Genomic DNA, 25,846 nt, shown 5'->3' with positions numbered 1-25,846 from the left:
CGAGCCGGAAGTATTCCGCCCGCTCAGCACGGAGCTTCCTGGGCCCCTGCGCCGTCCGGACCTTACGGACCTCGAAGTCCATCGCACCCCTTGAGCTGGGGTGTTGCGACGACCACTAGAACCCAAGAACACGGGGGAGGGGCTCCGGCCTTTCAGTCGTCCGGCGTTTGAGGACCGGGGTCTGGGGCGGAGCCCCAGGACGGGTCCGGGCAGCGCCCGCGCAGCGGCAAGGGCGCCGCGGGGACTTCGCCCCGCGCAGCGGCAAGGGCGCCGCGGGGACCTCGCCCCGCGCAGCGGCAGCCGGGCCGACGGCCTAGTTCAGCAGGGCCCGGGCCGCCATCGCCTCCGCGCGGATCCGCACCGCCGACGGCGGATCGATCACGTCCACGACCACCGCGTAGGACTCCATCTCCGCCGCCCCCGCCGCGAACTCCCCCCGCTCCACCAGCAGCTTCGCCCGCTCGTACCGCAACGCCGCGGGATGCGAGGGCAGCAGCAGCGCCAGGTCCAGCGCCCACAGCGCCACCCCCGAGTGCTCGGGCCGCGACGAGGCCCACGCCCGGATGTTGTTCAGGATCCGCAGCACGATGTCCATCGTGCGCGCTGCGGTCCGCGGCCCCGCCGCCAGCTCCGCCGGACCCGCGCCCAGCGAGGCGCCCCCCGCGAAGGGGTCGACGACCACGCCCTCCTCCGGATCCCCGAAGCCCACCACGAAGTGCCCCGGCAGGGCCAGCCCGTACACCGGAGCCCCGGCCCGCCGGGCCACCTCCAGCCAGACCACGGACAGCAGGATCGGCAGCCCCCGGCGCCGCCGCAGCACCTCGTGCAGCAGCGAGGACGAGAGCCGGTCGTAGTCGGCCGGGGTGCCGTGGAAGCCCAGCCGCCCGCCCAGCAGCTCGGTCACCGCCGAAGCCCACGCGCGAGCGCCCCGCAGCCCGTACGGCAGCATCCCCGCCAGCCGGTCCAGCTCGATCTGCGCCCAGTCCATGGCCCGTTCGTCGAGCTCCGGGTCCCCCTCCGCGGCCAGCAGCAGGCACAGCACGGCCAGGTCGGGCCGCTCCGCCCGCGCCTCGGCGGCGAACCGCTCCCGCCAGGGCGAGGTCACGCCGCCGCCCGGCGGTAGTGGTGGTAGGAGTGGTGCGTCCCGAAGCCCATCCCCTCGTACAGCGCCCGCGCCGCGGTGTTGTCGCTCTCCACCTGGAGCCAGGCCGCCGAAGCTCCCTCCTCCAGCGCGCGCCGCGCCAGCGCCGCCATCACGGCCGAGGCGAGGCCGCGGCGCCGGTGCTCCGGGTCGACCTCGACGGCCGCGAACCCGGCCCACCGGCCGTCCACCACGAGCCGCCCGATCGCCCGGCCGGGTACCGCCGCGAACCACACCGAGGGCCCCGACGCCAGCACCCGGCGGGCGGTCTCGGGGTCCTTCACCCGCCCGTAGCGGGCGAGCCAGTCCTCGTCCGGAGCACGGGTCAGCCGTACGCCCGCGACCACGGACTCGTCCACGGCCAGGTCCCCGACCGCCGCCAGCCCGCCGACCCGCACCTCCGCCGACACCTCGCGGACCCAGCCCCGGTCCTCCAGCTCCGCGCACAGCAGCTCCTGCGTGCCCGCGGCCCCCGTGGCGGTCTGGACGTAGGCCGGAAGCCCCCTCTGGGCGTACCAGGAGGTCACTCGCGCGAGTGCATCGTCCAGCGGCTCCCCGGGATCCCCGAGCGGCAGTACGGAATTGGCCCGGCGGGTGAACCCGCCGGCCGCGCGCAGCGTCCACTCGCCCAGCGGCTCGCTCTCCAGCGGCACCCAGGACCGTGCGCAGACCCGCGCGAGCTCCTCGAAGGAGGCCGCGGGCCCCCTGCGGCGGGCCGGAGCGGCCGGTACGACCTTGCCCGCGACCAGCGACGATTCCGCGATGCGGACGGACTCGCCGGTCTTTCGTGTGATCGTCATCACACCCGCGTTCCAGGATGTGAGAACCCCTACGGTGTCCGTGAAGGAAGGGGCTCCGGTCGAGCCATGCTCCACCCGTCGCACAGAGACACGTTTACCCACGTCAGCGGGTGTAATCCGGATCTCCAGCCGTCCACCGGCAGTGATTTCCACAGCTCTGTCCGCCCCTCCTGTTCGGATCGTGCCCGGGAACGGAGATACTAGAGGCGGGCATCGACGACGCCGCGCTCCCGCGCGATATGGAAAGCCCTTATGAGGAGGAACGAGAGCGTGACCTACGTCATCGCGGAGCCTTGTGTCGACGTCAAGGACAAGGCATGCATCGAAGAGTGCCCCGTCGACTGCATCTACGAGGGCCAGCGGTCCTTGTACATCCACCCGGACGAGTGCGTCGACTGTGGTGCGTGTGAGCCGGTCTGCCCGGTCGAGGCCATCTTCTACGAGGACGACACCCCGGAGGAGTGGAAGGACTACTACAAGGCGAACGTCGAGTTCTTCGACGAGCTCGGTTCGCCCGGTGGTGCCTCCAAGCTCGGCCTGATCGAGCGCGACCACCCCTTCATCGCCGCGCTCCCGGCGGACATCAACCCGAGCCACTGACGGTCGGGTACCGCCCCACGCGCGTCCCTCGGTCCCGTACGGCTCACAGCCGCACGGGACCGAGGTGTTTTGACCGGCACGTGTTCTGACCGGCAGGCCTTTCGACCCGCACGGTCACCGGCCGGTACGACGAAAATCCTGGAAAGCGAAAAGAGCGCAACGTGGCCGCAGTCTCTTCCCGTCTTCCCGTCTTCCCCTGGGACAAGCTGGAGCCGTACAAGGCGACGGCCGCGGCCCACCCGGACGGGATCGTCGACCTCTCCGTCGGCACGCCCGTCGACCCGGTGCCGGAGCTGATCCGGCGCGCCTTGATCGAGGCCGCGGACTCCCCGGGCTACCCCACGGTGTGGGGCACCCCCGCCCTGCGCGACGCGATCACCGGCTGGGTGCGCGGCCGCCTCGGCGCGAGCGCCGCCGCGCACCGCAACGTCCTGCCGGTCGTCGGCTCCAAGGAACTGGTGGCCTGGCTGCCCACCCAGCTCGGCCTGGGCGCCGGCGACCAGGTCGCCTACCCCCGGCTGGCCTACCCGACGTACGAGGTCGGCGCGCGGCTGTGCGGCGCCGAGCCGGTGGTCTACGACGACCCCACCACCGATCTCGACCCGGCCCGCGTGAAGCTGCTGTGGCTCAACTCCCCGTCCAACCCCACCGGAGCGGTCCTCCCCAAGGAGGAGCTCGTACGGATCGTGGCCTGGGCGCGCGAGCACGGGATCCTGATCTTCAGCGACGAGTGCTACCTGGAACTGGGCTGGGAGGCCGAGCCCGTCTCCGTCCTGCACGACGAGGTCTGCGGAGGCTCGTACGAGGGCATCGTCGCCGTCCACTCGCTCTCCAAGCGCTCCAACCTGGCCGGCTACCGGGCGGCCTTCATCGCCGGTGACGCCGACGTCCTGGGCGAACTGCTCCAGATCCGCAAGCACGGCGGCATGATGACCCCGGCCCCCGTGCAGGCGGCCACGGTGGCGGCCCTGGGCGACGACGTACACGTCGAGGAGCAGCGGGTGCGCTACGCGGCCCGCCGCGAGGCGCTGCGCGCCGCCCTGGAGGCGCACGGCTTCCGCGTCGAGCACAGCGAGGCCAGCCTGTACCTGTGGGTGACCCGGGACGAGCCCTGCTGGGACACGGTCGCCCACCTGGCCGGGCTCGGCGTCCTGGTCGCGCCGGGCGACTTCTACGGCGAGGCGGGCGCGCACTTCGTCCGCGTGGCCTTCACGGCCACGGACGAGCGCGTCGCGGCGGCCGTCAAGCGTTTGGCCGAAGCCGGCCCCGCCGGGGTCTGAGGCGCGGGACAGCCCGAGGGGCCCGGGAGTTCGTGCTCCCGGGCCCCTCGGCGTTTCTGCGGGCGGCGCCTAGCCGAGGCCGGGCAGCCCGCCCGGCAGGCCGCCACCCGGAAGCCCGCCGCCGGCGAGCGGCAGCCCGGCCAGCAGGCTGCCGGCGGCGCCGGTCACCTCGTCGGCGGGCGCGGGCGCCGGCAGGGTGGAGGCGTCCGGCACGGCTTCGGTGGCGGTGTCGCCCGCGGCGGCGACCGTCGCGTCCGGCGCGGTGAGCGCGCCCAGCTGCGGCACGGACTCCAGGCCCGCGGCGCTGGCCGCGCCGGCCGCACCGACCACGGGCGCTGCCCCGGCTGCGAGGAGCAGCGCGGCACGGGCGATCCGACGGGTCAGGGGGAGGGACATGTTGCTCCTAAGCGGTAGCGGCTGAGTACGCCGTGACAACCGCTCGGAGGGGGGCGCGAGTTGCGGAGCCGGTGGGTAAAGGATCGGTAACGGATCGTTTAATCGGCTTCCGGGCCGACCGCTCGGAACCCGCGCCGACCTGCGGTTGTGTGCCCGCCGGGACCGCTGTGTCCGCCGTACGGGTCACCCCCGTACGGGGGACGGATCGCACGTCCGTCCACGGGGGGGGCTCGGCCGCGGAGAGCCCGTCCACGGGGAGCTCGGCCGCGGGGAGCTCAGCCGCGCACGAAGATCCGTACCTGTCCCGGACCCGCGGCGCCGGGATCCCCGGCACTGTTCCCGGCACCCGCGGCGCCCCGCTCCCGCCACCGGTCGCCGTCCTCGCCCGCGACCCAGGACTTGGAGGTGTACGAGACCCGCGTGATCCCCAGCTCGCGGGAGCTGGCCACCGCCCACTGAGCGAGCACCTGGCCGGCCCGCGCCGCCGGGTCCCCGCCGCCGGCCTTCGCCACCAGGGTCACCTCGGACTCCGCGGCCGCCCCGGCTGCCTGCCCGGCCGCCGCGCCGCCCGCATCCGCGGGCAGCGTGTACAGCGGGTTCTTGCCGAGCAGCCGGGTCAGCTCCGCCCGGACCTTCGCCGGATCGCCGGGCCGGACGGGCGCGGGCCCGGTGCAGGTCAAGTGGCCGCCACCGGTGAAGGCCGAGGTCAGCACGGTGGCGTCCGGCTCGTGCTTCGCGTAGGCCTGCGGGAAACCGCTCAGCTGTACCTTCTGCGCCGCCACCGTCAGCGGGAGCCGCGAGTACCCCTTGATCTCGGCCAGCCGGTCGTAGAAGATCCCGGCCGAGTACACGGGGTCCATGATCTGCTCCGGCGTGCCCCAGCCCTGCGAGGGCCGCTGCTGGAACAGCCCCAGCGAATCGCGGTCGCCGTGGTCGAGGTTGCGCAGGGCCGACTCCTGCATGGCGGTCGCCAGCGCGATGGTCACGGCCCGGTCGGGCATCCCCTTGGAGACCCCGACGGCGGCTATCGTCGCCGCGTTCGCGGCCTGCTCGGGGGACATCTCGTCGTACTGGCCGGAGCCCTTCGCTGCGCTCTTCCCGTCGGCCGAAGCCGTGCAGTAGGGCACGCCGCCACCGCCGTTCGACGCCCGCTGCACGACGAAGTACCCGGCGACCGCAACCAGGACCAGGAAGCCCGCGGCCCAGCGGAGCGGGCGACGGCGGCGGCGAGGGCGGGGGTGATCGGTCTGCGGCACGCCGCCCACCGTACTTGAGCCATATGACGCGTCCATCGGCCGGACGGACAAGGCTTCGCCGCAGCCCGGGGCGTTAGGGTCAGCTCCATGTCCGAATCCGAGCTGGACCTCACCCTGGACGCCGCCGAGCTGACCGCCCGGCTCGTCGACATCCCCTCCGTGAGCGGCGACGAGAAGGTACTCGCCGACCTCGTGGAACACGCCTTGCGCGGCCTGCCGCACCTGACCGTGGACCGCTTCGGCAACAACGTGGTCGCGCGCACCCACCTGGGCCGCGCCGAACGCGTCGTACTCGCCGGTCACCTCGACACCGTGCCGATCGCCGACAACGTGCCCTCCCGCCTCGACGAGAACGACGTCCTGTGGGGATGCGGCACCACCGACATGAAGTCGGGCGTCGCGGTACAGCTGCGCATCGCGGCCACGGTCCCCGAGCCCAACCGGGACCTCACCTTCGTCTTCTACGACCAGGAAGAGGTCGCCGCCGACCTCAACGGCCTCGGCAAGGTCGCCGAAGCCCACCCCGACTGGCTGACCGGCGACTTCGCCGTTCTCCTCGAACCCTCCAACGCCGAGGTCGAGGGCGGCTGCCAGGGCACCCTGCGCGTCCTGCTCCGCACGACCGGCGAGCGCGCCCACTCCGCGCGCAGCTGGATGGGCTCCAACGCCATCCACGCGGCGAGCCCGATCCTGGCCAAGCTGGCGGCGTACGAACCCCGCAAGCCCGTGATCGACGGCCTGGAGTACCACGAGGGCCTCAACGCGGTCCGCATCGACGGCGGCGTCGCCAACAACGTCATCCCGCACGCCTGCACGGTCACGGTCAACTTCCGCTTCGCCCCCGACCGCACCACGGACGAGGCGATCGCCCACGTCCGCGAGGTCTTCGCGGACTGCGACATCGACGAGTTCGTGATCGACGACCTCTCTCCCGGCGCCCTCCCCGGCCTCTCCCACCCGGCCGCCGCGGCCTTCATGGAGGCTGTCGGAGGACATGCCATGCCGAAGTTCGGCTGGACGGACGTCTCCCGCTTCAGCGCACTGGGCGTCCCGGCGGTCAACTACGGCCCGGGCGACGCCCTGCTGGCCCACAAGGCCGACGAGCGGGTGGAAACGAAGGCGATCCTCCACTGCGAGGAACGACTCCGCGCCTGGCTCAGCACCCCGCCGCCTGGACGGTAGGGCTTGCGTTACGGTGCATCACTGGTTGTGATGTGACCGTCCGCGTCCGGCCGTCTCGCTGGTGCGGGACGGCTGGGGCCGTTGAGTCGGCCCCGCTTCGCCACAGCATCTGCGCGCGTGCGCGGATGTTGCGGGAGCCGTTGCGGTCTGCGTGATCAACGAATCCGCAGGACCGGCAGGCGAAGCGGGCCTGCGAGACCCGGTTCGCCTTGTCGACGTGGCCGCACTCGGAGCAGGTGCGGGAGGTGTACGCCGGGTCGACGTACACCACCGGCACACCGGCCCGGCGGGCCTTGTAGGTTCTCCAGACCGATTCCGCACCCGGTGCGTTCAGCCTCGGCCACGATGCGTTTGGCGATCTTGTGGTTGACGTCCCGTGTCCTCCGGGACTCCTTGCGGCGCCTGCGCTGGACGCGCCGCTTGGCGGATTTGGTTCCCTTGCGTTGAAGCTTGGCGCGCACGTCCCGATCACGCTTCCGTAGCCGGTTGAGTCGCCGTCCAGCCATGATCTCGCCATCGCTCGTCGTGGCGACGTTGACGATGCCGAGGTCCACACCGAGAAAGACCGTGGGTTGCCCGTTCGGAATGGCTTCCGGTACGTCGCAGGTGGCGGAGAGGTGCCACGAGCCGTCGCGGTGGATCAGGTCCGATTCACCGCGACGATGCGCGGCGACCATCTCCAGCTGGGTGGGACTGCCTGTGTACGCCATCCCCTTCAGGCGTCCGGCCGTGGTCCAGATCGAAACAGTGCACGAGTCGGTCTGCCACGAGAGCATGCGGTCGTCGTAGGGTTGGGCGGCTGTCGAACGGAAGGCGAGCGGTTTCTCCGTCGCGCGGCGGTGTCGGGCGGAGCCGGGCCGACCGAGGTTGCCCGCTCGCGAGTTCGCGATGAGCGCCATGTACGCGTCGGCAACCTTTTTGATCACGTGCTGGGCGGCCTGAGCGCCGAGCCCCCAACGTGCCTTTACCTCGCTGTAGGTGCGTGTCCGGAGTTCGAAATTCCGGAAGATCCTCTGCTCGAAGGCCGACTCGGCCACCCATGAAGCCGCTTGGCTGCAGGCGTGCAGGCGTGCAGGCGTGCAGGGTCGAGGTCAGTGCCAAGGCCTGTGAGGGCGTCGGCAGGAGCTTCACCTGAACCACCAGCTTCATGGGATGTGAAGCCATGGGCTCGGACATGAGTCTGCATGACGATCGCTCGTTCCTCACCGGTTTCAGCGAGCTCTCGAGAGCCTGTTCGTTCGATGAGTCTTTCCGGCCACGCCAGTAACCCGTCGAGTTCCGTTGGTCGTCACCCCGGTGCGCCTAACCTGATCCAACGATCAGCAGGAGGGAGCACATCATGGGCAACCCTGAAGGGTCCGCTCGTCGTCGGCCCGAGGAGCAGCAGCTCGGGCCGGTGCTGAGGAGGCGGGGCCAGGTGCAGGCCGGCAGTACGACGGACCAGCGGCTGCTGGATTCGGCCGGGCCCTCCGAGTGGGTGCACACCGATCCGTGGCGGGTCCTGCGCATCCAGTCGGAGTTCATCGAGGGCTTCGGCACCCTGGCGGAGCTGCCGCCGGCGATCAGCGTGTTCGGCTCGGCCAGGACGCCGGCGGGTTCGCCGGAGTACGAGGCGGGCGTGCGGATCGGCGGCGCGCTCGTGGAGGCCGGGTTCGCGGTGATCACGGGCGGCGGCCCGGGCGCGATGGAGGCGGCCAACAAGGGCGCGCGGGAGGCCAACGGCATCTCGGTGGGCCTGGGCATCGAGCTCCCCTTCGAGCAGGGGCTCAACCAGCACGTCGACCTCGGGCTGAACTTCCGCTACTTCTTCGTCCGCAAGACGATGTTCGTGAAGTACAGCCAGGGCTTCGTGGTCCTGCCGGGCGGGCTCGGCACCCTCGACGAGCTGTTCGAGGCCCTGACCCTGGTCCAGACGCAGAAGATCACCCGCTTCCCGATCGTGCTGTTCGGCACGGCGTACTGGAGCGGGCTCATCGACTGGCTGAAGGGCACGGTCATCGCCCAGGGCAAGGCCTCGGAGAAGGACCTCTACCTCTTCCACGTCACCGACGACGTGGACGAGGCGATCGCGCTCGTGACGAAGGAAGTCGGCAGGTAGCAGCCCCCGCCGGAGGCCGCACCGGCCTCCGGCCGTCGGGTGTGGGTCAGGCGAGCCCTCGGCGGGCGACCGCCGGGGGCCGGTGGCCCTGGATGGAGCGGACCATGTCCAGGATCTGCTTGGTTTCCGCGACTTCGTGGACGCGGTAGACCTGGGCGCCCAGCCAGGCCGAGACGGCCGTCGTGGCCAGGGTGCCCAGGAGGCGCTCCTTCACGGACTTGTCGAGGGTCTCGCCGACGAAGTCCTTGTTGGAGAGGGAGACCAGGACGGGCCAGCCCGTCTCCGCCATCTCCGACAGGCGGCGGGTGGCCTCCAGGGAGTGGCGGGTGTTCTTCCCGAAGTCGTGGCCCGGGTCGATCATGATCGACTCGCGGGGTACGCCCAGCGCCGCCGCCCGCTCGGCCAGGCCGACCGTGACGCGCAGGATGTCGGCCATCACGTCCTCGTACTCGGTCCGGTGCGGCCGGGTCCGCGGCTCGACCCCGCCCGCGTGGGTGCAGACGATGCCCGCGCCGTGGCGTGCGGCCACCTCCGCGAGCTTCGGGTCCACCCCGCCCCACGCGTCGTTCAGCAGATCGGCCCCGGCCTCGCAGACCGCCTCGCCGACCTCGTGCCGCCAGGTGTCGACGCTGATCACCACGTCGGGGTGGCGGCGGCGGACCTCGGCGACGAAGCCCACCGTGCGCCGGGCCTCCTCCGCCGCGTCCACGTGCTCGCCGGGACCGGCCTTCACCCCGCCGATGTCGATGATCGCCGCGCCCTCGGCCACCGCCTGCTCGACCCGGTCCAGGGCCGGCTCGTCGCGGAAGGTCGCTCCCTGGTCGTAGAAGGAGTCAGGGGTCCGGTTCACGATGGCCATGATCACCGGCTCGTGGTCGTCGAACTCGCGCCTGCCCAGTCGCAGCATCCTGCTCTTTCCTCCTTCGGCGGCCCTTGCGCCTCGCCTGCGACCTTAACCTGGTGGCCGGAGTCTCTCAGGGGAGTTGATCGTGTTCGCGTTCTTGCTCATCGCGCTGGTCGTGGTCGTCGCCGGAGTCACCCTCGCGGTGGCCGGCGGGGGGTCCGAGGCGGTGCTGCCGGAGGCCGAACCCGACCGGCTGTCCGACGCCCTGCCGGAGAACCGCCCCGTCGTACGGGCGGACATCGACGAGCTGCGCCTGCCCGTGGCCCCGCGCGGCTACCGGATGTCGGACGTGGACGACGTACTGGAGCGGCTGGCGGCGGAGCTGGCCGAGCGCGACGCCCGGATCGCCGAGCTCACCGCCGCGGCCGCGCCCCAGGCCGTACCCGCGGCCGCGCCCGTCGAGGGCCCCGTGGACCTGACCAAGGCCGCCGAGTAGTGAGCGGAGTGCTCGCCGGCCCCGACGGGGGCCTGCGGTGCCCCTGGGGGCTGGCCACCGAGGACTACATCGCGTACCACGACACGGAGTGGGGCCGCCCGGTCCACGGGGACGACGCGCTGTACGAGCGGCTGTGCCTGGAGGCCTTCCAGTCCGGGCTGTCCTGGCTGACGATCCTGCGCCGCCGCGAGGGGTTCCGGGCGGCCTTCGCCGGCTTCGAGATCGCAGAGGTGGCGGAGTTCGGGCCGGCGGACGTGGAACGGCTCCTCGCCGACGAGGGGATCATCCGCAACCGGGCCAAGGTCGAGGCGACCCTCGCCAACGCGAAGACCCTGGCCGGGTGGGGGAAGGGCGAGTTGGACTCCCTGATCTGGTCCCACGCCCCGGCGCCCGGGCGGGCCCCGAAGAGCACCACCGAGATCCCGGCGGTGACCCCGGAGTCCACGGCCCTGGCCAAGGCCCTGAAGAAGGCGGGCATCCGCTTCGTGGGCCCCACGACGGCCTACGCCCTGATGCAGGCCTGCGGCCTGGTCAACGACCACCTGGCCCGCTGCGTGGCCCGCGACCTGACCTGACCCGCGGGGCGAAGTCCCCTACCCGCCCTTCCACCGTTCCCCGGGCTCCGCCCGGACCCCGCTCCTCAAACGCCGGAGGGGCTGGATTTCGCCTGGTCGGGGCTGGATTGCCCGGAGGGCGGTTCCAGCCTCGCCGGCGTTTGAGGCGCGGGGTCCGGGGCGGAGCCCCAGGGGGTTCCGGGCGCAGCCCGGGGAACGGGCGAAGGGCGGGGAGGGGACTTCGCCCCGCGCAGCGGCACCCGCACCCGCGGAGCGGCACCCGCGGAGCGGTACCCGCACCAGCCGGCGGAGCCCCTAGCGGCCGAGGTACCGCGGAGCCTCCTTCGCGAGGAAGGCCGCGACGGCGATCCCGTGGTCTTCAGAGGCCCCTGCCCGGGCCTGGAGCACGTCCTCGTGGTCCAGGGCGTCGGAGAGCGACCGGGAGGCCCCGTACGCCAGGGACTCCTTCAGGGCCGCGTAGGCGACCGTCGGGCCCTGCGCCAGCCGCCGGGCCACGGCCAGCGCCTCGGCCGCCAGCTCGTCCGAGGGGACGACGCGGTTCGCGATGCCGAGTTCCAGGGCCTCCTGGGCCTTCACGGACCGGGGGAAGAGCAGCAGGTCGGAGGCGCGCGAGCCGCCGATCAGGCGGGGCAGCGTCCACGAGACGCCCGAGTCGGCCGTCAGGGCGACTCCCGCGAAGGAGGTGTTGAAGGAGGCGGTGTCCGCGACCACGCGGAAGTCCGCCGCCAGGGCGAAACCGAAGCCCGCACCCGCCGCGACGCCGTTCACGCCCGCGACCACCGGCTTCGGCATCTCCGTCAGCGCCCGGACGATCGGGTTGTAGTGCTCCGCGACCGTGTTCATGGTCAGCGAGGAGCCGTGCTCGCGGTCGGCCGCGAGGAACCCGACGTGCTCCTTGAGGTCCTGGCCCACGCAGAACGCCCGGTTGCCGGCCGCGGTGAGCAGGACCGCCCGTACCGCGGGGTCGGCGGCCGCCGCCCGGGCCGCGTCGCGCAGGGCGACCTTGGCCTCGGTGTTCATGGCGTTCATGGCCTCGGGACGGTTGATCGTGATGGTCGCGAGTCCGTCGGTCACTTCGTAGAGCACGCTGTCGGCCATGGCGGGGGTCCCCCTTCGTCGCGGGCTGGCTACCGGCCGGTACCGGCCGGTGCAAGGGCCAGCATGGCGGACCGGACCGGGGTCGCACATGTGATGTGCGTCAAATAAACGGAAGGGCAGACTCGTGCCGCAGCGGCGAAGTATCGCAGGCGTGTCCCCGAAATGAGTGGTTTTGGTCAAGCGCGTTGCACAAGCGTTCCCAGCCGATGTTGGTCATCGGGTCCTGACATGCGGGATAATGGCCTGGAAGCAATGTGTTCGATGCCGGGTACTAGGCGCCTGAATGGGGCCGTCGGCTGACGATGAACTGGTTTCAGGAAGGGGAACGAGCATGGCGGCCATGAAGCCGCGGACGGGCGACGGCCCGCTCGAGGTCACCAAGGAGGGGCGGGGCATCGTCATGCGCGTACCGCTCGAGGGCGGCGGTCGGCTCGTCGTCGAGCTGACTCCGGACGAGGCGGACGCCCTGGGTGACGCCCTGAAGAAGGTCGTCGGCTGATCCCCCAGGGGCGCTGACAGTACTTTCGCTGCATTCTCTGCACTGCCCCGGCCGCGCTACGCGGTCGGGGCAGTGTTGTGTCCCGGGGCAGCGACCGGGACCGACATTCACATCGAGATCGAGATCGAGACCGACAACGTGATCGCCGGAGCCGCGCCGTGACCTTCTCCCCGCCCGCTCCGCCCGCCTTCGCGGACTGCACGCCCCGCCAGAAGGCGGCCCGGGTCCTCACGGAGGTCCTGGCGCCGGCGAACCTGGTGGGGGCCCAGCTCCTGTTGATCGGCTGGCACAGCACCGGGTCGTGGACCGGTCTCGGCTGGGGTCTGCTCGGGGCCCTGTTCTGCGGAGTGGTACCGATCGGCATCATCCTGCTCGGAGTCCGGCGCGGGGCGCTGACCGACCAGCACATACGGGTGAGGCGCCAGCGGGTCGTACCGATGGGGCTGAGCCTGGTCTCGGTCGTCGCCGGGATCGCCCTGCTGCGCGTGCTCGGGGCCCCGGCGGACGTCCTCGCGCTCGTCGTCGCGATGCTCGTCGGGCTGGTCTCGTCGCTGCTGGTGACGGTCGGCTGGCAGATATCCATCCACATGTCGGTGGCGGGCGGCACCGTGATGGTCCTGCTGCTGGTCTTCGGCCCGGCGCTGCTCCCCGCGGTGCTGATCGCCGCCGGCGTGGGCTGGTCCAGGCTGGTCCTGAAGGCGCACACCACGGCGCAGCTCCTCGCCGGCACCGTGCTGGGCGGTACGGCCGCGCTGACCTTCGCGCTGCTGCACTGACCGATGGACCCGGAACCGGACCTGGACGCGGACCGGCCGGGCCGGTGCGGTTACGCGGTCACGCCGGGCTCAGCGCCGGACGGCGCACAGCAGGCCGTCGCCCACCGGGAGCAGGGCGGCCTCCAGGGCCGGGCTCTCGCGGACGCTGCGCAGCAGCTCGCGGACGCGGAGCACCTCCACCGGCTGGGCCGCGGAGTCGACCGTACGACCGTCGGAGAAGACCCCCTCGAAGCAGACCAGGCCGCCGGGGCGCAGCAGGCGCAACGATTCAGCGAGGTAGTCGAGGGACTCGGACGGGTCCCCGTCGCAGAAGACGAGGTCGTATCCGCCGTCGGCCAGCCGGGGCAGTACGTCCAGGGCGCGGCCCGGGATGAAGCGGGCGCGGTTGCCCGCGAAGCCGGCGGCGCGGAAGGCCTGGCGGGCGAAGGCCTGCCGGTCCTGCTCGGGATCCACCGTGGTCAGGACCCCGTCGGCGCGCATGCCGTGCAGGAGGTGGATGCCGGACACGCCGGTTCCGGTGCCGATCTCGGCGACCGCTTTCGCGTCCGCGGTGGCGGCGAGCAGGCGCAGCGCGGCCCCGGTGCCGGGTGAGACGGAACGGAGTCCCGCTTCCCTGGACCGGTCGCGGGCCCATCGCAGAGCGTCGTCTTCGGCGACAAACGCGTCGGCGAACGCCCAGCTCGTCTGCCGGTTGCCGGTAATGACCCTCTCCTGTCCCCATAGTTGGCGCAACGGTGACTGTATCCGCTGGAGTCGGGAACCCGCAGATGGGACCGGGCGTTGAGAGCAGTAGAGACGCAAGAGGGGCCTGGGGCCCGGAGCCCGTGCAAAGTTACTGCAAAAAAGCTTATCCAGAGCTGACGGGAGGGGTGGCTATGGTAGGGATTCCGCTGGACACCACCAGAGCCGACAGGGGAGGTGCGGCTGCGCCTGTGGATCGTGGGGGTGTCCTCCGACGCCTCTTCTGGTCGGCCGGTGAGCCGAAATCCGTGACCAACATTGCTGACCGTTTCCGCACCGTAGACACCGCAACCACCGCGACCTTCGCCGCCGATGCGGGCTCCCAGGCGTGGACCCCTCCCTCGTGGGAGGAGATCGTCAGCACGCACAGTGCGCGCGTCTACCGCCTCGCCTACAGGCTGACGGGCAACCAGCACGACGCCGAGGACCTGACGCAGGAAGTCTTCGTCCGCGTCTTCCGCTCGCTGTCCACGTACACGCCCGGCACCTTCGAGGGCTGGCTGCACCGGATCACCACGAACCTCTTCCTGGACATGGTCCGCCGCAAGCAGCGGATCCGCTTCGACGCCCTCGCCGACGACGCCGCCGAGCGGCTGCCGAGCCGTGAGCCGTCCCCGCAGCAGGTGCTGCACGACACCCACTTCGACGCGGACGTGCAGCAGGCGCTGGACACCCTCGCGCCCGAGTTCCGCGCGGCCGTGGTGCTCTGCGACATCGAGGGCCTGTCGTACGAGGAGATCGCCGCCACGCTCGGCGTGAAGCTCGGCACCGTGCGCAGCCGTATCCACCGGGGCCGTTCGCACCTGCGCAAGGCGCTCAAGCACCGGTCTCCCGAGGCCCGTGCGGAGCAGCGCGCGCTGGCCGGTGTGGCCGTGGGTGCCCCCGGCGCCGGGGGAGAGGGCGGAGCCGAGTGAGCGGGATCAGTCCGTCCCCGTCGCCCGCCGAAGAGGCTTCCTCCGCTGAACGGCATCTGGGCGACCGGCTCGCCGCCCTCGTGGACGGGGAGTTGGGCCACGACGCGCGCGAGCGGGTGCTGGCGCACCTGGCGACGTGTCCCAAGTGCAAGGCCGAGGCCGATGCGCAGCGGCGTCTGAAGACCATGTTCGTGGAGAGCGCGCCTCCTCCGCTGTCGGCGGGGCTGCTGGCGCGGCTGCAGGGGCTGCCGGGAGGCGGCTCCGAGGGCCCCTCAGGGCCTTCCGGCCCCTTCGGCCCGTCGGCGGGAGCCGACCCCTTCGCGTCCTTCGGCTACGCGCCGCCCGGGGCCGCCGCCGCGCCGCAGCAGCAGGGCTTCCGGATACACGACGTGGGCCGGCAGCGGCGCCGCTTCGCGTTCGTGGCCGCCGGGGCGGTGTCGCTCGCCGCGATCGCGCTGGGCGGCTCGCTGCCGATCGAAGCGGTCGAGCCCAATGCCCGGGGCGAGGCCCCGGCCGCGCGGACGGGACCCTTGGTTCCGGTGGCCGACGCGGTGGCCCGGGAGAACCGGCTGCCGAAGCCGGGTGCCGTCCCGACGCTCCGTCCGGTCACCCCCCTCGCGGCCTCCCCGTCGCCGTCCCGCCCGACCGCCTCCGCCCGCCCGGTGTCCCTGTACCGGTAGCCGTCGGGGCCGCGCCAGGCCGTCTCGGGCTGTACGCCCGTCCCGCCCGCCGGGGCGGGCGGGGTGGGCGACCTGGTTGAATCTCCGCCAGATGCGCCGCCCCGGGCGGCCGGCGGAGACCGACAGGTAGGCGGGGAGCGCCCATGTCCGACAGTCAGCAGACCGATCCGGCGCCGGATCAGGTCCCCGCCGTCCTGCCCCGGTGGTGGAGCCGCCCCGCGGATCCCGTCGGCGGGCACGAGGCATCCGTACCGCCCCCGCGGTCCGCGTCGCACGCGGACGGGGATCCGGTGACCGCGCCGGCCCCCGCCCTCACCCCCGTCCCGGTGCCCCAGTGGTGGAGCCGGCCCGCGGAGCCGGTTGCCGCGCAGGGGGCGCCCGTACCGCGGTCCGTGCCGGAGGCGGTCGCCGGCGAGGAGCCGCGGTACGACCCGTGGGGTGCGCGGCCGCTCCAGGCGGTGGACCACGGCCGGGCGGGGTCACGCCGGGTCCGGCTGCGCCAGGGCATCGTCCTCGGCGTAGGGATCGCCCTCCTGGCCGGCGGCATCGGCGGCTACGCCGGCGTCCTCGCCGAGCGGCAGGCCGGCACCCGTCTCGAACTCCCGCAGGCGGCCCGCGCCGACCGCGGCCGCGCTCCCGACAGCGTCGCCGGGATCGCCGCCGCCGCGCTGCCAGGTGTCGTCACCCTGCACGTCAATGGCGCGGAGAGCAGTTCGACCGGCACCGGCTTCGTCCTCGACGGGCAGGGCCACATCCTCACCAACCACCACGTGGTCAACGGGGCCCGGACCATAACGGTCACCTTCAGCACCGGCGAGAGCGTCCCCGCCGAGCTGGTCGGCGGCGACACCGGATACGACCTGGCCGTCGTCAAGGTCGACGGGGTACGGGGCCTGCGGCCGCTCGCGCTCGGCAACTCCGAGAACGTCGAGGTCGGCGACCCGGTCGTGGCCATCGGGGCCCCCTTCGACCTCTCCAACACCGTCACCGCCGGCATCATCAGCGCCACCGGCCGCCCCATCACTGCCGGCGGCGACAAGGGCGACGGCAGCGACGTCAGCTACGTCGACGCCCTCCAGACCGACGCCCCCATCAACCCGGGCAACTCCGGCGGGCCGCTCCTCGACGCCAAGGCCCAGGTCATCGGCATCAACAGCGCCATCCGCGGAGGCGACGGCGGAGACAGCTCCGGACAGCAGCGCGGCAGCATCGGCCTCGGCTTCGCCATCCCGGTGAACCAGGGCAAGCGCGTCGCCGAGGAGCTGATCCGCACCGGCCGCGCCACCCATCCCGTCATCGGCGTCACCCTGGACATGGACTACACCGGGGACGGAGCCCGGGTGGCGGAGAAGGGCGAGGACGGGAAGCCCGCCGTCCCCGCCGGGGGACCCGGAGCCCGCGCGGGGATCCGGCCGGGAGACGTGATCACCAAGGTCGACGCGGTACGGGTGCACGGCGGCGACGAGCTCGTGATCAAGATCCGGGCCCACCGTCCGGGCGACCGGCTCACCCTCACCGTGCTGCGCGAGGGCCGGGAGCGCACGCTGGAAGTGGTCCTCGGATCGGCGAACGGATCATGACGGCAGGGTGAAAGCAGAACCGGTCCGGTAATCAGCCGGGTCCTGGTGTATGGGCCTGCGGACCTGGCCGGGTACCGTGTGACAGGCCTGATGTGAAGAGAGCCGAGAGCGGGGCAAGATGTTCAACGACATAGGCGCACTCGAGCTGGCCACGATCGTGGTGCTCGCCATCCTCGTCTTCGGCCCGGACAAACTGCCCAAGGTCATCCAGGACGTCACGGGCGTCATCCGGAAGATCCGCGCGTTCTCCGACAGCGCGAAGCAGGACATCCGCTCCGAGCTCGGGTCGGAGTTCAAGGACTTCGAGTTCGAGGACCTGAACCCGAAGACCTTCATCCGCAAGCAGCTGACCGAGAACGAGGACCTCAAGGAGATCCGGAGCAGCTTCGATCTCCGCAAGGAACTGAACGACGTCACCGACGCGGTCAACGGCAAGGAATCCGACGCGGCCGCGGCCGCGGGCGGAGCCCTCCCCGCCGCCACGCCGGGCGCAGGGCCGGACATGGTCAAGAAGTCCGCGACCTCGGCGCAGGACCAGCGCACGCGCTACGACGCCGACGCGACCTGACGCCACCCGGGACCACGCGCGCGCCCGCCTGCCCGGTGAACGGCGGTCGGATGGCTATCCTCCTTTGAGTCCGGACCCAGGACGCCCGAGGGGGGTGGGCCGTTCCGGATCCCACGGAACGAGAGGCCGCATCGATGGAGACGACGAGCAGTAGCCGGGTAGGCACGCAGCCCGCCGAGGCGCAGTCGCCCGCACCCCAGGACCATCCGCTGCCCCCGGACGCGGCAGCCCCGCCCGTCCCTGCCGCCCGCCGGGCGGCCGAGGGGTACCTGCGGGCCGACTTCCCCTGGTACGGGCTGGACGGGGCCTTCACCGGCCCCCGGTGGCTGATGCAGGTCGCCGCCGGCGCCGACGGCAGCGTGGAGCACGGCTCGACCGGTCACGGGGACGAGCCCTCCGCCCGCGGCGAGATCGCCACCGGGGAGAAGGAGCGCTTCGCGGTGGTCGTCACCGTGGCCAGCAACCCGCTGCGGCGCAGCGGCGACGGCACCGGCGTCCTGGAGGCCACCTCGGTCTCCTCGGCGGCCTGGCTGGCCGGCTCGGGGCTGCTGGCGTACAGCTGGCCGGGGCAGATGGACCACAGCCTGCGCGACGACTGGCTTGACCAGCAGACCGAGGCCGCGTGGGAGCTCGCGGACGACCTCGCGGGGCCGGACTGGTCGACGCTGTCGCTGCCGGTGGACGGGGAGCCGACGGCGTTCCACTACCGCGAGTCGGAGTTCGGGTGGGTCCTCGCCGGATCGACCGGGAGCGGGGTGCACCTGGGCGCGTACGGCCGGGGGATGAGCGCGTACGGGCTCGGCTTCTCGGTGATCGAGGACCTGGCGGCGTACGAGTAGGACGCGCGAAAAAGGGGGGCCGGTGAGGGAACTCCCTCGCCGGCCCCCCTTTCCCGTCTCAGAACTTGTTGCGCGGGGTGATCCCCAGGGACATGCCCGCCAGGCCGCGGGCGCGGCCGCCGAGCTTGCCCGCGATGGCGCGCAGGGCCGCGCCGGCGGGGGAGTCGGGGTCGGACAGCACGACCGGGGTGCCGTCGTCGCCGCCCTCGCGCAGGCGGACGTCGATCGGGATCGAGCCCAGCACCGGCACCGCCGCGCCGACCGTCTTGGTCAGGCCGTCGGCGACCTTCTGGCCACCGCCCGAACCGAACACGTCGACCATCTCGTCGCAGTGCGGGCAGGGCAGCCCGGACATGTTCTCGACGACGCCGACGATCTTCTGGTGGGTCTGCACGGCGATCGAGCCGGCCCGCTCCGCGACCTCGGCGGCCGCCTGCTGCGGGGTGGTCACGACGAGGATCTCGGCGTTCGGCACGAGCTGGGCAACGGAGATCGCGATGTCGCCCGTGCCCGGCGGCAGGTCGAGCAGCAGGACGTCCAGGTCGCCCCAGTACACGTCGGCCAGGAACTGCTGGAGGGCCCGGTGCAGCATCGGACCGCGCCACACCACGGGCGCGTTGCCCGGGGTGAACATGCCGATGGAGATGACCTTCACGCCGTGCGCCGACGGCGGCATGATCATGTTCTCGACCTGGGTCGGGCGGCCCGCCACGCCCAGCATGCGCGGCACGCTGTGGCCGTAGATGTCGGCGTCGACGACGCCGACCTTGAGACCGTCGGCCGCCATCGCCGCCGCCAGGTTCACGGTGACCGAGGACTTGCCGACGCCGCCCTTGCCGGAGGCGACCGCGTAGACGCGGGTCAGCGAGCCGGGCTGGGCGAAGGGGACCTCGCGCTCGGCGGTGCCGCCGCGCAGGGTCGCCGCGAGGTCCTTGCGCTGCTCGTCGCTCATCACGTCCAGCGTGACGGCGACCGAGGTGACGCCGGGGACCCGCTGCACGGCCTCGGTGACCAGGTTGGTGATGGTCTCGCGCATGGGGCAGCCCGACACGGTCAGGAACACGGTGACGGCGACCTCGCCGCCGTCGCCGATCTCCACCGATTTGACCATGCCCAGCTCGGTGATCGGCCGGTGGATCTCGGGGTCGTTCACCGTCGCCAGCGCGTCCAGGATCGCGTCCTGTTCGGGCAAGGCAGCGGCGGAGGCGGAGCTTGTGTCGGTAGCCATGCCCCGATGGTACGGCGCGGTGGCGGGCCTCAGGAAAGCCCGCTAGCGGTCGCCTTCGTCACTCTCCGCGGGGAATAGCCGCCGCTCGTCCATCTCCTTGATCAGATCCTGGAACTCGGAGCGGATCCAGTCGCGCGTGGCGACCTCCCCCAGACCCATCCGCAGGGCCGCGATCTCCCGGGTCAGGTACTCGGTGTCGGCCAGCGAGCGCTCGTTCTGCTTGCGGTCCTGCTCCAGGTTGACCCGGTCCCGGTCGTCCTGCCGGTTCTGCGCCAGCAGGATCAGCGGGGCCGCGTATGAGGCCTGGAGCGACAGCATCAGGGTCAGGAAGATGAAGGGGTACTCGTCCCACCGCAGGTCGGCCGGCGCGAAGATGTTCCACAGCACCCAGATGATGATGACGACGGTCATCCAGACGATGAACCGGCCCGTGCCGAGGAACCGCGCGACCCGCTCCGAGAGCCGCCCGAAGGCCTCCGGGTCGTATTCGGGCAGCAGCCTCCGGCGGGCCGGGCGCGGCAGGTCGAGCCGCGCGCGCGAGCGCGTCAGCGCGCTCGCCCCGCTCGACTGACTGGCCTTCGCCCGCTCGCCGCGCTCGAAAGAGGAACGTTCCGCCCGCTCCGCGGCCGCTTCCGCGAGCCCGTACTCGCGCGCCTGGGCCCGCGCGTGCTCGCGCCGCTCCCGGCTCTGCTCCCGGCGCCGCTCGCGCCGCGGCTCCCGGTCCGGCTGCTCACCGCGCCCCCGCTCAGTTCCCACGTAGGGCCCCTTCCGCACGCTCGGAATCCTCGGGACCGCCGGAACCCTCCGAATGGAAGTCCGTCTCCCGCCAGTCGTCCGGCAGCAGGTGGTCCAGTACGTCATCGACGGTGACCGCGCCCAGCAGCGAGCCGCTCTCGTCGACGACCGGGACCGCGACCATGTTGTACGCGGCCAGGTAGCTGGTCACCACCGGCAGCGAGGCGTCCGGCCGCAGCGGCGCCAAACCGGTGTCCACGATCGAGCTGACCAGGGTGAACGGCGGATCGCGCAGCAGCCGCTGGAAGTGCACCGTGCCCAAGTACTTGCCCGTCGGCGTCTCGTCCGGCGGCCGGCACACGTACACCTGCGCCGCCAGCGCCGGCGACAGGTCCGACTGCCGTACGCGGGCCAGCGCGTCGGCGACCGTCGCGTCGGGCCGCAGCACGATCGGCTCCGTGGTCATCAGACCGCCCGCGGTGTTCTCCTCGTACGACAGCAGGCGCCGTACGTCGGCGGCGTCGTCGGGCCGCATCAGTGTCAGCAGCCGCTCCTTGTCGTCCTCCGGCAGCTCCGAGAGCAGGTCGGCCGCGTCGTCCGGGTCCATCGCCTCCAGGACGTCGGCCGCGCGCTCCTCCTTCAGCTTCCCGAGGATCTCCACCTGCTCGTCCTCGGGCAGCTCCTCCATGACGTCCGCGAGCCGGTCGTCGTCGAGGGCGCTCGCCACCTCGGCGCGCCGCTTCGGCGTGAGGTGGTGCAGCACGTTCGCCACGTCCGCGGGGCGCATCTGCTCGAAGGTCGCGACCAGGTTCTCGGCGCCCTGCCCGTGCTCCTCCAGCGAGAAGCCCGTCACCGCCGACCACTCCACGGTCAGGGTCTCGCCGCGCCGCCGCAGCGCGCCCGACTTGCCCTTCCGTACGAAGATCCGGTCGATCTCCCAGTCACGGCGGGCCGGGAGCTGCTGGATGGCCACGTCCAGGACGGTGACCTCCTCGTCGTCCGCGACCAGGCGCACCCGCCGGTCCAACAGCTCGCCGAGGATCAGCCGCTCGGTGGGGCGCTGCTCGAAGCGCCGCATGTTGACCACGCCGGTGGTGATCACCTGGCCGGACTCGACGCCCGTCACCCGGGTCATGGGCAGGAAGATCCGGCGCCGACTGACGACCTCGACCACCAGGCCGAGCAGCCGGGGCGGCCGGCCGCCCACGCGGAGCATCGCGACGAGGTCGCGCACCCGGCCCACCTGGTCGCCGTTGGGGTCGAAGACGGGCACACCCGACAGATGCGAGACGAAGATCCGTGGGGCGCCTGCCGCCATCCGAGCGCCTCCTACGAGCTGCGTCATCCGTCGATCACCGGTACTGCCGTCCCTCAGGTTAGCCCGTACCGCACACAACCTCCTGGTGGGGCCGTCCGCCCGGGCATCCCCCCGGCATCCCCCCGGCATCGGCGCGGTGCCCCCGCGGCCCCCGCACGCGCGTCCCCACGAGCTGCGCGCGGGCGCCGCGCGGAGCCCCGGTGACGGGCGGGTACGCTGCCAGCTGCTCGCCGACGCAACGAGAGGGGCACCTGCCCGTGACCGCCTATTTCCCCGCCCTGCGGCTGCGCCGGGCCGCCTTCGTCAGTGCCCTGTGCGCGGGCCTGGCCGTCGTCGGCACGGGGTGCGGGGCGGATCCCGACGAGGGGACGAACGGGGTCGGCAAGCTGTCCGCCGACCAGATCGAGGACAAGGCGAAGACGGCCGTCACCGGGGCACGGTCGGTCCACCTCTCCGGCACGCTCGTCAGCGGCGGCAAATCCTTCACCCTGGACATGCGGCTGGGGGCGGACGGCGGCTCCGGCGAGGTGAAGTCCCAGGACGACAACACCTTCCAGCTGCTGCGGGTCGGCGAGCAGCTCTACCTCAAGGCGAGCGCCGCGTTCTGGGGCCAGTCCGAGGCGGCCGGCAAGCTCGGCGACAAGTTCGTCAAGGTGCCCGAGGCGGACCCCTCCTACAAGCAGTTCCGCGGGTTCACCGACATGCAGGTCATGCTCGACGGGCTACTCGGGCTGGAGGGGAAGCTCACCAAGGGCGAGGACTACACCAAGGTCGGGCCCACCCGGGCCGTCCAGGTATCGGCGGACCAGGGCAAGGGCGGCAAACTCTCCGTCTCCCTGGAGGGCACCCCCTACCCGCTCCTCATGGAACGCGCGGGCGGCGCCGGCCGGGTGACCCTCGCGGAATGGGGCAAGCCGGTCGAGCTGACCGCGCCCGCGCCGGACCAGACCGTGGACTACGGTTCCGAGCTGCCCACGGCCAAGGAGCAGGCGGGCGGCACCGGCCAGGGCGCCAACCCGCAGGGCTAGGCCGTATCTTTCGGATCTTGCCTGGCCGGCAAGATCCGAAAGAGACGGCCTAGCCCTGCGCATCCACCTAGCGGGCCGCCTTCTTCCGCTTCAGCAGCAGCTTCGGCAGCCCGGCCGGGATGGGCCGGCGGGTCGTCGCCGGGGAGCCCAGCGGAGCCGCCGCGAGGGAACCCCCGGGGAGGGCGGCCCGGACCGACTCCGGCTCCAGGCGCAGCAGTCGGCACTCGCGCGCCCAGCGCTCGGTCATCTCGGCGGAGTCGGGCGCGTTGAGCCGCTTGCCCTTGAGCTCGGCCACCGCGGCCTCCCACGGCTCGCTGCCGGGCACGAGCTCGCGTACGGTCGCCGTCCACGCGACGAGCCGGCCGCCCTTGTCCTTGCTGCGCACGGTCACCTCGGCCGCCGCCCCGTCCTCGAGCCCCGGGAACGGCTGCTCCCCGGGCCCGTCGCCGAGCACGTGCGCCGCGCCGTCCACCCAGGCGTGCCACAGGCCGCGGTCGGCCCCGGAGCCGCGGACCCAGATGAGGCCGGACTTCTTGGTGGCCTCCTCGACGAGGGCCAGATCGAGCGCGCTGAGAGTCATGCGCACAGGGTAGCCAGCGCCCCCCGCGCCCTCACAGCCAGTGGGCTCACAGCCAGCCGTGGCGGCGCAGGGCCCGGTGGATGGTGAAGCAGGTCCCGGCGATGGCGGCCATGACCATCGGATAGCCGTAGCGCCACTGGAGCTCCGGCATGTGCTCGAAGTTCATCCCGTACACGCCGCAGATCATCGTGGGCACGGCGATGATCGCCGCCCAGGAGGTGATCTTGCGCATGTCCTCGTTCTGCGCGACGGTCGCCTGCGCCAGGTTGGCCTGGAGGATGGAGTTCAGGAGCTCGTCGAAGCCGACGACCTGCTCGTGCACGCGGGCCAGGTGGTCGGCGACGTCCCGGAAGTACTTCTGGATGTCGGGGTCCACCAGCCGCATCGGACGCTCGCTGAGCAGCTCCATGGGGCGCAGCAGCGGGGAGACGGCCCGCTTGAACTCCAGCACCTCGCGCTTGAGCTGGTAGATGCGGCCCGCGTCGCCGCCGCGCGCACTGCCCTTGGCGGGGGCGGCGAAGACCTCGCTCTCCACCTCGTCGATGTCGTCCTGGACGGCCGCCGCGACGGCGATGTACCCGTCGACCACGTGGTCGGCGAGGGAGTGCAGGACGGCGGACGGGCCTTTGGCGAGGAGCGCCGGGTCGTCCTGGAGGCGGTGGCGCAGGCCTTTGAGCGAACCGTGGCCGCCGTGCCGGACGGTGATGACGAAGTCGGGGCCGGTGAAGCACATCACCTCGCCGGTCTCCACCACCTCGCTGGTGGCGGTGAGTTCGGTGTGCTCGACGTAGTGGATCGTCTTGAAGACGGTGAAGAGGGTGTCGTCGTAGCGCTCCAGCTTCGGCCGCTGGTGCGCGTGCACCGCGTCCTCCACCGCGAGCGGGTGCAGCCCGAACACGGCGGCGATCCCGGCGAACTCGGCCTCGGTCGGCTCGTGCAGGCCGATCCACGCGAAACCGCCGTCCTCGCGGACCTCGCGCAGCGCCTCACGGGGCGTCAGGCAGGAGGCCCCCTGCGCGCGCACGTCGCGCCGCCCGTCGCGGTAGACGGCGCAGTCGACCACCGCGCTGTTCGCGGACGGGTCGCGGGTGGTGTCGTAGCCGGGCTGAGCCGGGGTGGACCTGCGCAGCGCGGGGCGGACGGCGGCACGGAGGTAGGGCAGCATCGACATGGCAGGCTCCTTCGCGCGCACGGCTGCGGACCGTACGGGTGGGAGGTCCTTCCGGATGGCACGCTCGCCCGGTCGGCAGTCCGGGCGGGCAGGCGGAAGGATCAGGACGGGAGGACACAGTTCTTCCGTCGCTCTTCGACTGATCCGACGTGTTGATTCAAAGACGCGCGGATCAAAGGGGGCGCGGCGCGCCCGTCGGCGAAGGGGAAGAGCGATGGGTACCGCACGTACTGTGCGATCGACTTCGATGCACCGCAGCCCCACCTCCTCCGGCCGGTCCCCCGTAAGGGACGTCCTGTCGCCGGGGCACTGAAACTTCTCTTCTGAGAGCGTCCCCGACCAGCGGTCAACGATATCAGCCGACGGATGGTCAAGAGCCGCTCTTTACCCGGCTGATACGAGTTCTATGCTCGCTCCATGGCAGAAATTCTGGCCCTTGTGGAAGCCCGGCTGCGCGCCGCCCTCGGCGAACCCGACGCACGCGCCGCCGTCACCTTCCTCGGCACCGACCGCTTCGAGGTCCTCCGCTTCACCGAGGGCGACCTCGTGCGGTACGCGACCCTCGGCATGTCCGCCCAGCCGATGACCGACCCGACGGCGGTGGTCTCCGATCCGGTCCGCGGCCCGCGCGCGGAGCTCGTCCTGACCGTGCGGGGCGGGCTCGCCCCCACCGACAGGCTGCTGCGGCCGCTGGCCGTGCTGGCGGCGTCGCCTCAGGTGGAAGGACTCGTCGTGGCGCCCGGCGCCTCACTGGACGTGGGCGAACCCCTGTGGGACGGGGCGCCGTTCACCTCCGTGCTCGTGGCGGAGCCCGGCGGCCTGGTGGAGGACCTCGAACTGGACGACCCCATGGACCCCGTCTCCTTCTTCCCCCTCCTGCCGATGACGGCGAACGAGGCGGCGTGGAAGCGGGTCCACGGAGCGGCCGCCCTGCAGGAACGCTGGCTCGCGCGCGGGACGGATCTGCGGGACCCTCTGCGTACGGCAGTCGCACTGGACTGAGCATCCGGCCGCCGGACCGGGGGGCGGCTCTGGAGGGGAAGGGGTGGCCGGTGGCGCGTGGGGAAGGGCTTCGGAAGGCACTGCGCACTCTGGCTGCTCCCTTCACGGTGTCGGTGCCTGCGGGTGCACGTATCCGGGATCGGCTGCGCCTCTCCGCCGCGGATGCCGAGGTCGTGCGGTTGGCTGGCGAACACCTGGGTTCGGAACTTCCGTGCGGATCCGGCTGAGCGGGTGCGTATCGGCAGGGTGTCGGTGAAAGAGAACCGGCGTGCGGATCGCAAGCGTGTGCTGACGAGGGTGTCGTCGTCGCGGTGGGCGGGGGGCGATGACTCGTGTGGCGGAGGATCAGTACCAGCTGTCCCTGCGGTGTCTGTTCGATGACCGGACCTCGCTGCGCCGGGCCATCGTGAAGATCCGCAAG

27 protein-coding genes and 1 pseudogene are annotated in these 25,846 nt (G+C 72.2%); 15 read left to right on the top strand and 13 right to left on the bottom strand.

Annotated features, from left to right (window positions below):
- Positions 1-313: 313 nt before the first annotated feature.
- Both AC061S_RS35795 and AC061S_RS35790 read right to left on the bottom strand, forming a co-directional pair.
- Positions 314-1,105 carry a transglutaminase family protein gene (locus AC061S_RS35795; protein ID WP_478690053.1) on the bottom strand — a complete coding sequence of 264 codons (792 nt, stop codon included), beginning with the start codon at positions 1,103-1,105 and terminating at the stop codon, positions 314-316.
- Positions 1,102-2,094: a GNAT family N-acetyltransferase gene (locus AC061S_RS35790; protein ID WP_478690052.1), complete on the bottom strand. Its 993-nt coding sequence runs from the start codon at positions 2,092-2,094 to the stop codon at positions 1,102-1,104. The genes AC061S_RS35795 and AC061S_RS35790 overlap by 4 nt, the downstream gene beginning before the upstream one ends.
- 117 nt (positions 2,095-2,211) lie before the next feature.
- Here AC061S_RS35790 and fdxA point away from each other — a divergent pair, with 117 nt between their 5' ends.
- Complete coding sequence (gene fdxA, locus AC061S_RS35785) at positions 2,212-2,541, top strand: ferredoxin (protein WP_030868357.1); 330 nt, start codon at positions 2,212-2,214, stop codon at positions 2,539-2,541.
- 161 nt (positions 2,542-2,702) lie between these two features.
- Positions 2,703-3,821 (top strand): succinyldiaminopimelate transaminase, encoded by a 1,119-nt coding sequence (gene dapC, locus AC061S_RS35780; RefSeq protein ID WP_478690051.1) that lies wholly within the window; start codon positions 2,703-2,705, stop codon positions 3,819-3,821.
- A gap of 69 nt (positions 3,822-3,890) precedes the next feature.
- Here the strand turns inward: dapC and AC061S_RS35775 are convergent, their stop codons facing one another.
- Positions 3,891-4,217, bottom strand: coding sequence for an ATP-binding protein (locus AC061S_RS35775; protein WP_478690050.1), 327 nt, complete (start codon positions 4,215-4,217; stop codon positions 3,891-3,893).
- Between the two features lie 275 nt (positions 4,218-4,492).
- Positions 4,493-5,509: a hypothetical protein gene (locus AC061S_RS35770; protein ID WP_478690049.1), complete on the bottom strand. Its 1,017-nt coding sequence runs from the start codon at positions 5,507-5,509 to the stop codon at positions 4,493-4,495.
- Between the two features lie 51 nt (positions 5,510-5,560).
- Between AC061S_RS35770 and dapE the strand changes: the two genes are divergently transcribed.
- Complete coding sequence (gene dapE / locus AC061S_RS35765) at positions 5,561-6,655, top strand: succinyl-diaminopimelate desuccinylase (protein WP_478690048.1); 1,095 nt, start codon at positions 5,561-5,563, stop codon at positions 6,653-6,655.
- Here dapE and AC061S_RS35760 read toward each other — a convergent pair.
- Positions 6,630-7,804, bottom strand: a pseudogene (locus AC061S_RS35760) (RNA-guided endonuclease InsQ/TnpB family protein). The gene dapE and the pseudogene AC061S_RS35760 sit on opposite strands and share 26 nt — an antisense overlap.
- Positions 7,805-7,994: 190 nt before the next feature.
- Between AC061S_RS35760 and AC061S_RS35755 the strand changes: the two are divergent.
- Positions 7,995-8,753 carry an LOG family protein gene (locus tag AC061S_RS35755; RefSeq protein ID WP_478690047.1) on the top strand — a complete coding sequence of 253 codons (759 nt, stop codon included), beginning with the start codon at positions 7,995-7,997 and terminating at the stop codon, positions 8,751-8,753.
- A gap of 46 nt (positions 8,754-8,799) precedes the next feature.
- On the opposite strand, the gene folP is transcribed toward AC061S_RS35755, so the two are convergent.
- Complete coding sequence (folP, locus tag AC061S_RS35750; protein WP_478690046.1) at positions 8,800-9,660, bottom strand: dihydropteroate synthase; 861 nt, start codon at positions 9,658-9,660, stop codon at positions 8,800-8,802.
- A 76-nt stretch (positions 9,661-9,736) separates the two neighbouring features.
- On the opposite strand from folP, the gene AC061S_RS35745 reads away from it, so the two are divergent.
- Both AC061S_RS35745 and AC061S_RS35740 read left to right on the top strand, forming a co-directional pair.
- Complete coding sequence (locus AC061S_RS35745) at positions 9,737-10,093, top strand: DivIVA domain-containing protein (protein ID WP_478690045.1); 357 nt, start codon at positions 9,737-9,739, stop codon at positions 10,091-10,093.
- Entirely contained in the window at positions 10,093-10,668 is a 576-nt protein-coding gene (locus tag AC061S_RS35740) for a DNA-3-methyladenine glycosylase I (RefSeq protein ID WP_478690044.1), read from the top strand. The genes AC061S_RS35745 and AC061S_RS35740 overlap by 1 nt, the downstream gene beginning before the upstream one ends.
- A 294-nt stretch (positions 10,669-10,962) precedes the next feature.
- Here the strand turns inward: AC061S_RS35740 and chcB are convergent, their stop codons facing one another.
- Positions 10,963-11,766, bottom strand: a complete 804-nt coding sequence (chcB, locus tag AC061S_RS35735) for a 2-cyclohexenylcarbonyl CoA isomerase (protein ID WP_478690043.1) — start codon at positions 11,764-11,766, stop codon at positions 10,963-10,965.
- A gap of 331 nt (positions 11,767-12,097) precedes the next feature.
- Here chcB and AC061S_RS35730 point away from each other — a divergent pair, with 331 nt between their 5' ends.
- A complete protein-coding gene (locus tag AC061S_RS35730) occupies positions 12,098-12,265 on the top strand; it encodes a DUF3117 domain-containing protein (RefSeq protein ID WP_003966491.1) in 168 nt (55 codons plus the stop codon).
- A 158-nt stretch (positions 12,266-12,423) separates the two neighbouring features.
- Positions 12,424-13,041, top strand: coding sequence for a hypothetical protein (locus AC061S_RS35725; RefSeq protein ID WP_478690042.1), 618 nt, complete (start codon positions 12,424-12,426; stop codon positions 13,039-13,041).
- Positions 13,042-13,110: 69 nt separating this feature from the next.
- Here AC061S_RS35725 and AC061S_RS35720 read toward each other — a convergent pair whose 3' ends face one another.
- Positions 13,111-13,773, bottom strand: a complete 663-nt coding sequence (locus AC061S_RS35720) for an O-methyltransferase (protein ID WP_478690041.1) — start codon at positions 13,771-13,773, stop codon at positions 13,111-13,113.
- Positions 13,774-13,916: 143 nt separating this feature from the next.
- Between AC061S_RS35720 and sigE the strand changes: the two genes are divergently transcribed.
- The 5 genes from sigE (at position 13,917) to AC061S_RS35695 (ending at position 18,363) form a co-directional block, all read left to right on the top strand.
- The gene (sigE, locus tag AC061S_RS35715) at positions 13,917-14,696 is read left to right on the top strand and encodes an RNA polymerase sigma factor SigE (RefSeq protein ID WP_243335949.1); all 780 of its coding nucleotides are present in this window, start codon (positions 13,917-13,919) and stop codon (positions 14,694-14,696) included.
- On the top strand, positions 14,693-15,376 hold the full coding sequence (locus tag AC061S_RS35710) for an anti-sigma factor family protein (RefSeq protein ID WP_478690040.1): 684 nt from the start codon (positions 14,693-14,695) through the stop codon (positions 15,374-15,376). The genes sigE and AC061S_RS35710 overlap by 4 nt, the downstream gene beginning before the upstream one ends.
- Before the next feature lie 143 nt (positions 15,377-15,519).
- Entirely contained in the window at positions 15,520-16,956 is a 1,437-nt protein-coding gene (locus AC061S_RS35705) for a S1C family serine protease (protein WP_478690039.1), read from the top strand.
- A gap of 118 nt (positions 16,957-17,074) precedes the next feature.
- Complete coding sequence (locus AC061S_RS35700) at positions 17,075-17,524, top strand: sec-independent translocase (RefSeq protein ID WP_478690038.1); 450 nt, start codon at positions 17,075-17,077, stop codon at positions 17,522-17,524.
- A 134-nt stretch (positions 17,525-17,658) separates the two neighbouring features.
- Positions 17,659-18,363 (top strand): hypothetical protein, encoded by a 705-nt coding sequence (locus AC061S_RS35695; protein WP_478690037.1) that lies wholly within the window; start codon positions 17,659-17,661, stop codon positions 18,361-18,363.
- A gap of 58 nt (positions 18,364-18,421) precedes the next feature.
- On the opposite strand, the gene AC061S_RS35690 is transcribed toward AC061S_RS35695, so the two are convergent.
- The 3 genes from AC061S_RS35690 to AC061S_RS35680 all read right to left on the bottom strand — a co-directional run bounded on the left by AC061S_RS35690 (position 18,422) and on the right by AC061S_RS35680 (position 21,644).
- The gene (locus AC061S_RS35690; protein WP_478690036.1) at positions 18,422-19,591 is read right to left on the bottom strand and encodes an Mrp/NBP35 family ATP-binding protein; all 1,170 of its coding nucleotides are present in this window, start codon (positions 19,589-19,591) and stop codon (positions 18,422-18,424) included.
- Between the two features lie 42 nt (positions 19,592-19,633).
- Entirely contained in the window at positions 19,634-20,140 is a 507-nt protein-coding gene (locus AC061S_RS35685; protein ID WP_422525235.1) for a DUF1003 domain-containing protein, read from the bottom strand.
- Positions 20,141-20,336: 196 nt separating this feature from the next.
- A complete protein-coding gene (locus tag AC061S_RS35680) occupies positions 20,337-21,644 on the bottom strand; it encodes a magnesium transporter MgtE N-terminal domain-containing protein (RefSeq protein WP_478690035.1) in 1,308 nt (435 codons plus the stop codon).
- Positions 21,645-21,901: 257 nt separating this feature from the next.
- Here AC061S_RS35680 and AC061S_RS35675 point away from each other — a divergent pair, with 257 nt between their 5' ends.
- Complete coding sequence (locus tag AC061S_RS35675; RefSeq protein ID WP_478690034.1) at positions 21,902-22,672, top strand: hypothetical protein; 771 nt, start codon at positions 21,902-21,904, stop codon at positions 22,670-22,672.
- Positions 22,673-22,739: 67 nt separating this feature from the next.
- On the opposite strand, the gene AC061S_RS35670 is transcribed toward AC061S_RS35675, so the two are convergent.
- Both AC061S_RS35670 and AC061S_RS35665 read right to left on the bottom strand, forming a co-directional pair.
- Complete coding sequence (locus AC061S_RS35670; RefSeq protein WP_478690033.1) at positions 22,740-23,252, bottom strand: hypothetical protein; 513 nt, start codon at positions 23,250-23,252, stop codon at positions 22,740-22,742.
- A 46-nt stretch (positions 23,253-23,298) separates the two neighbouring features.
- Positions 23,299-24,423, bottom strand: a complete 1,125-nt coding sequence (locus AC061S_RS35665) for a magnesium and cobalt transport protein CorA (protein ID WP_478690032.1) — start codon at positions 24,421-24,423, stop codon at positions 23,299-23,301.
- Positions 24,424-24,840: 417 nt separating this feature from the next.
- Here AC061S_RS35665 and AC061S_RS35660 point away from each other — a divergent pair, with 417 nt between their 5' ends.
- Positions 24,841-25,425 (top strand): suppressor of fused domain protein, encoded by a 585-nt coding sequence (locus AC061S_RS35660; protein WP_478690031.1) that lies wholly within the window; start codon positions 24,841-24,843, stop codon positions 25,423-25,425.
- Positions 25,426-25,846 lie beyond the last annotated feature (421 nt).

The organism is Streptomyces sp. CA189, from assembly GCF_056428985.1.
Note: the sequence above shows the minus strand (reverse complement) of the source record. Positions and strands in the feature narration are given on the sequence as shown.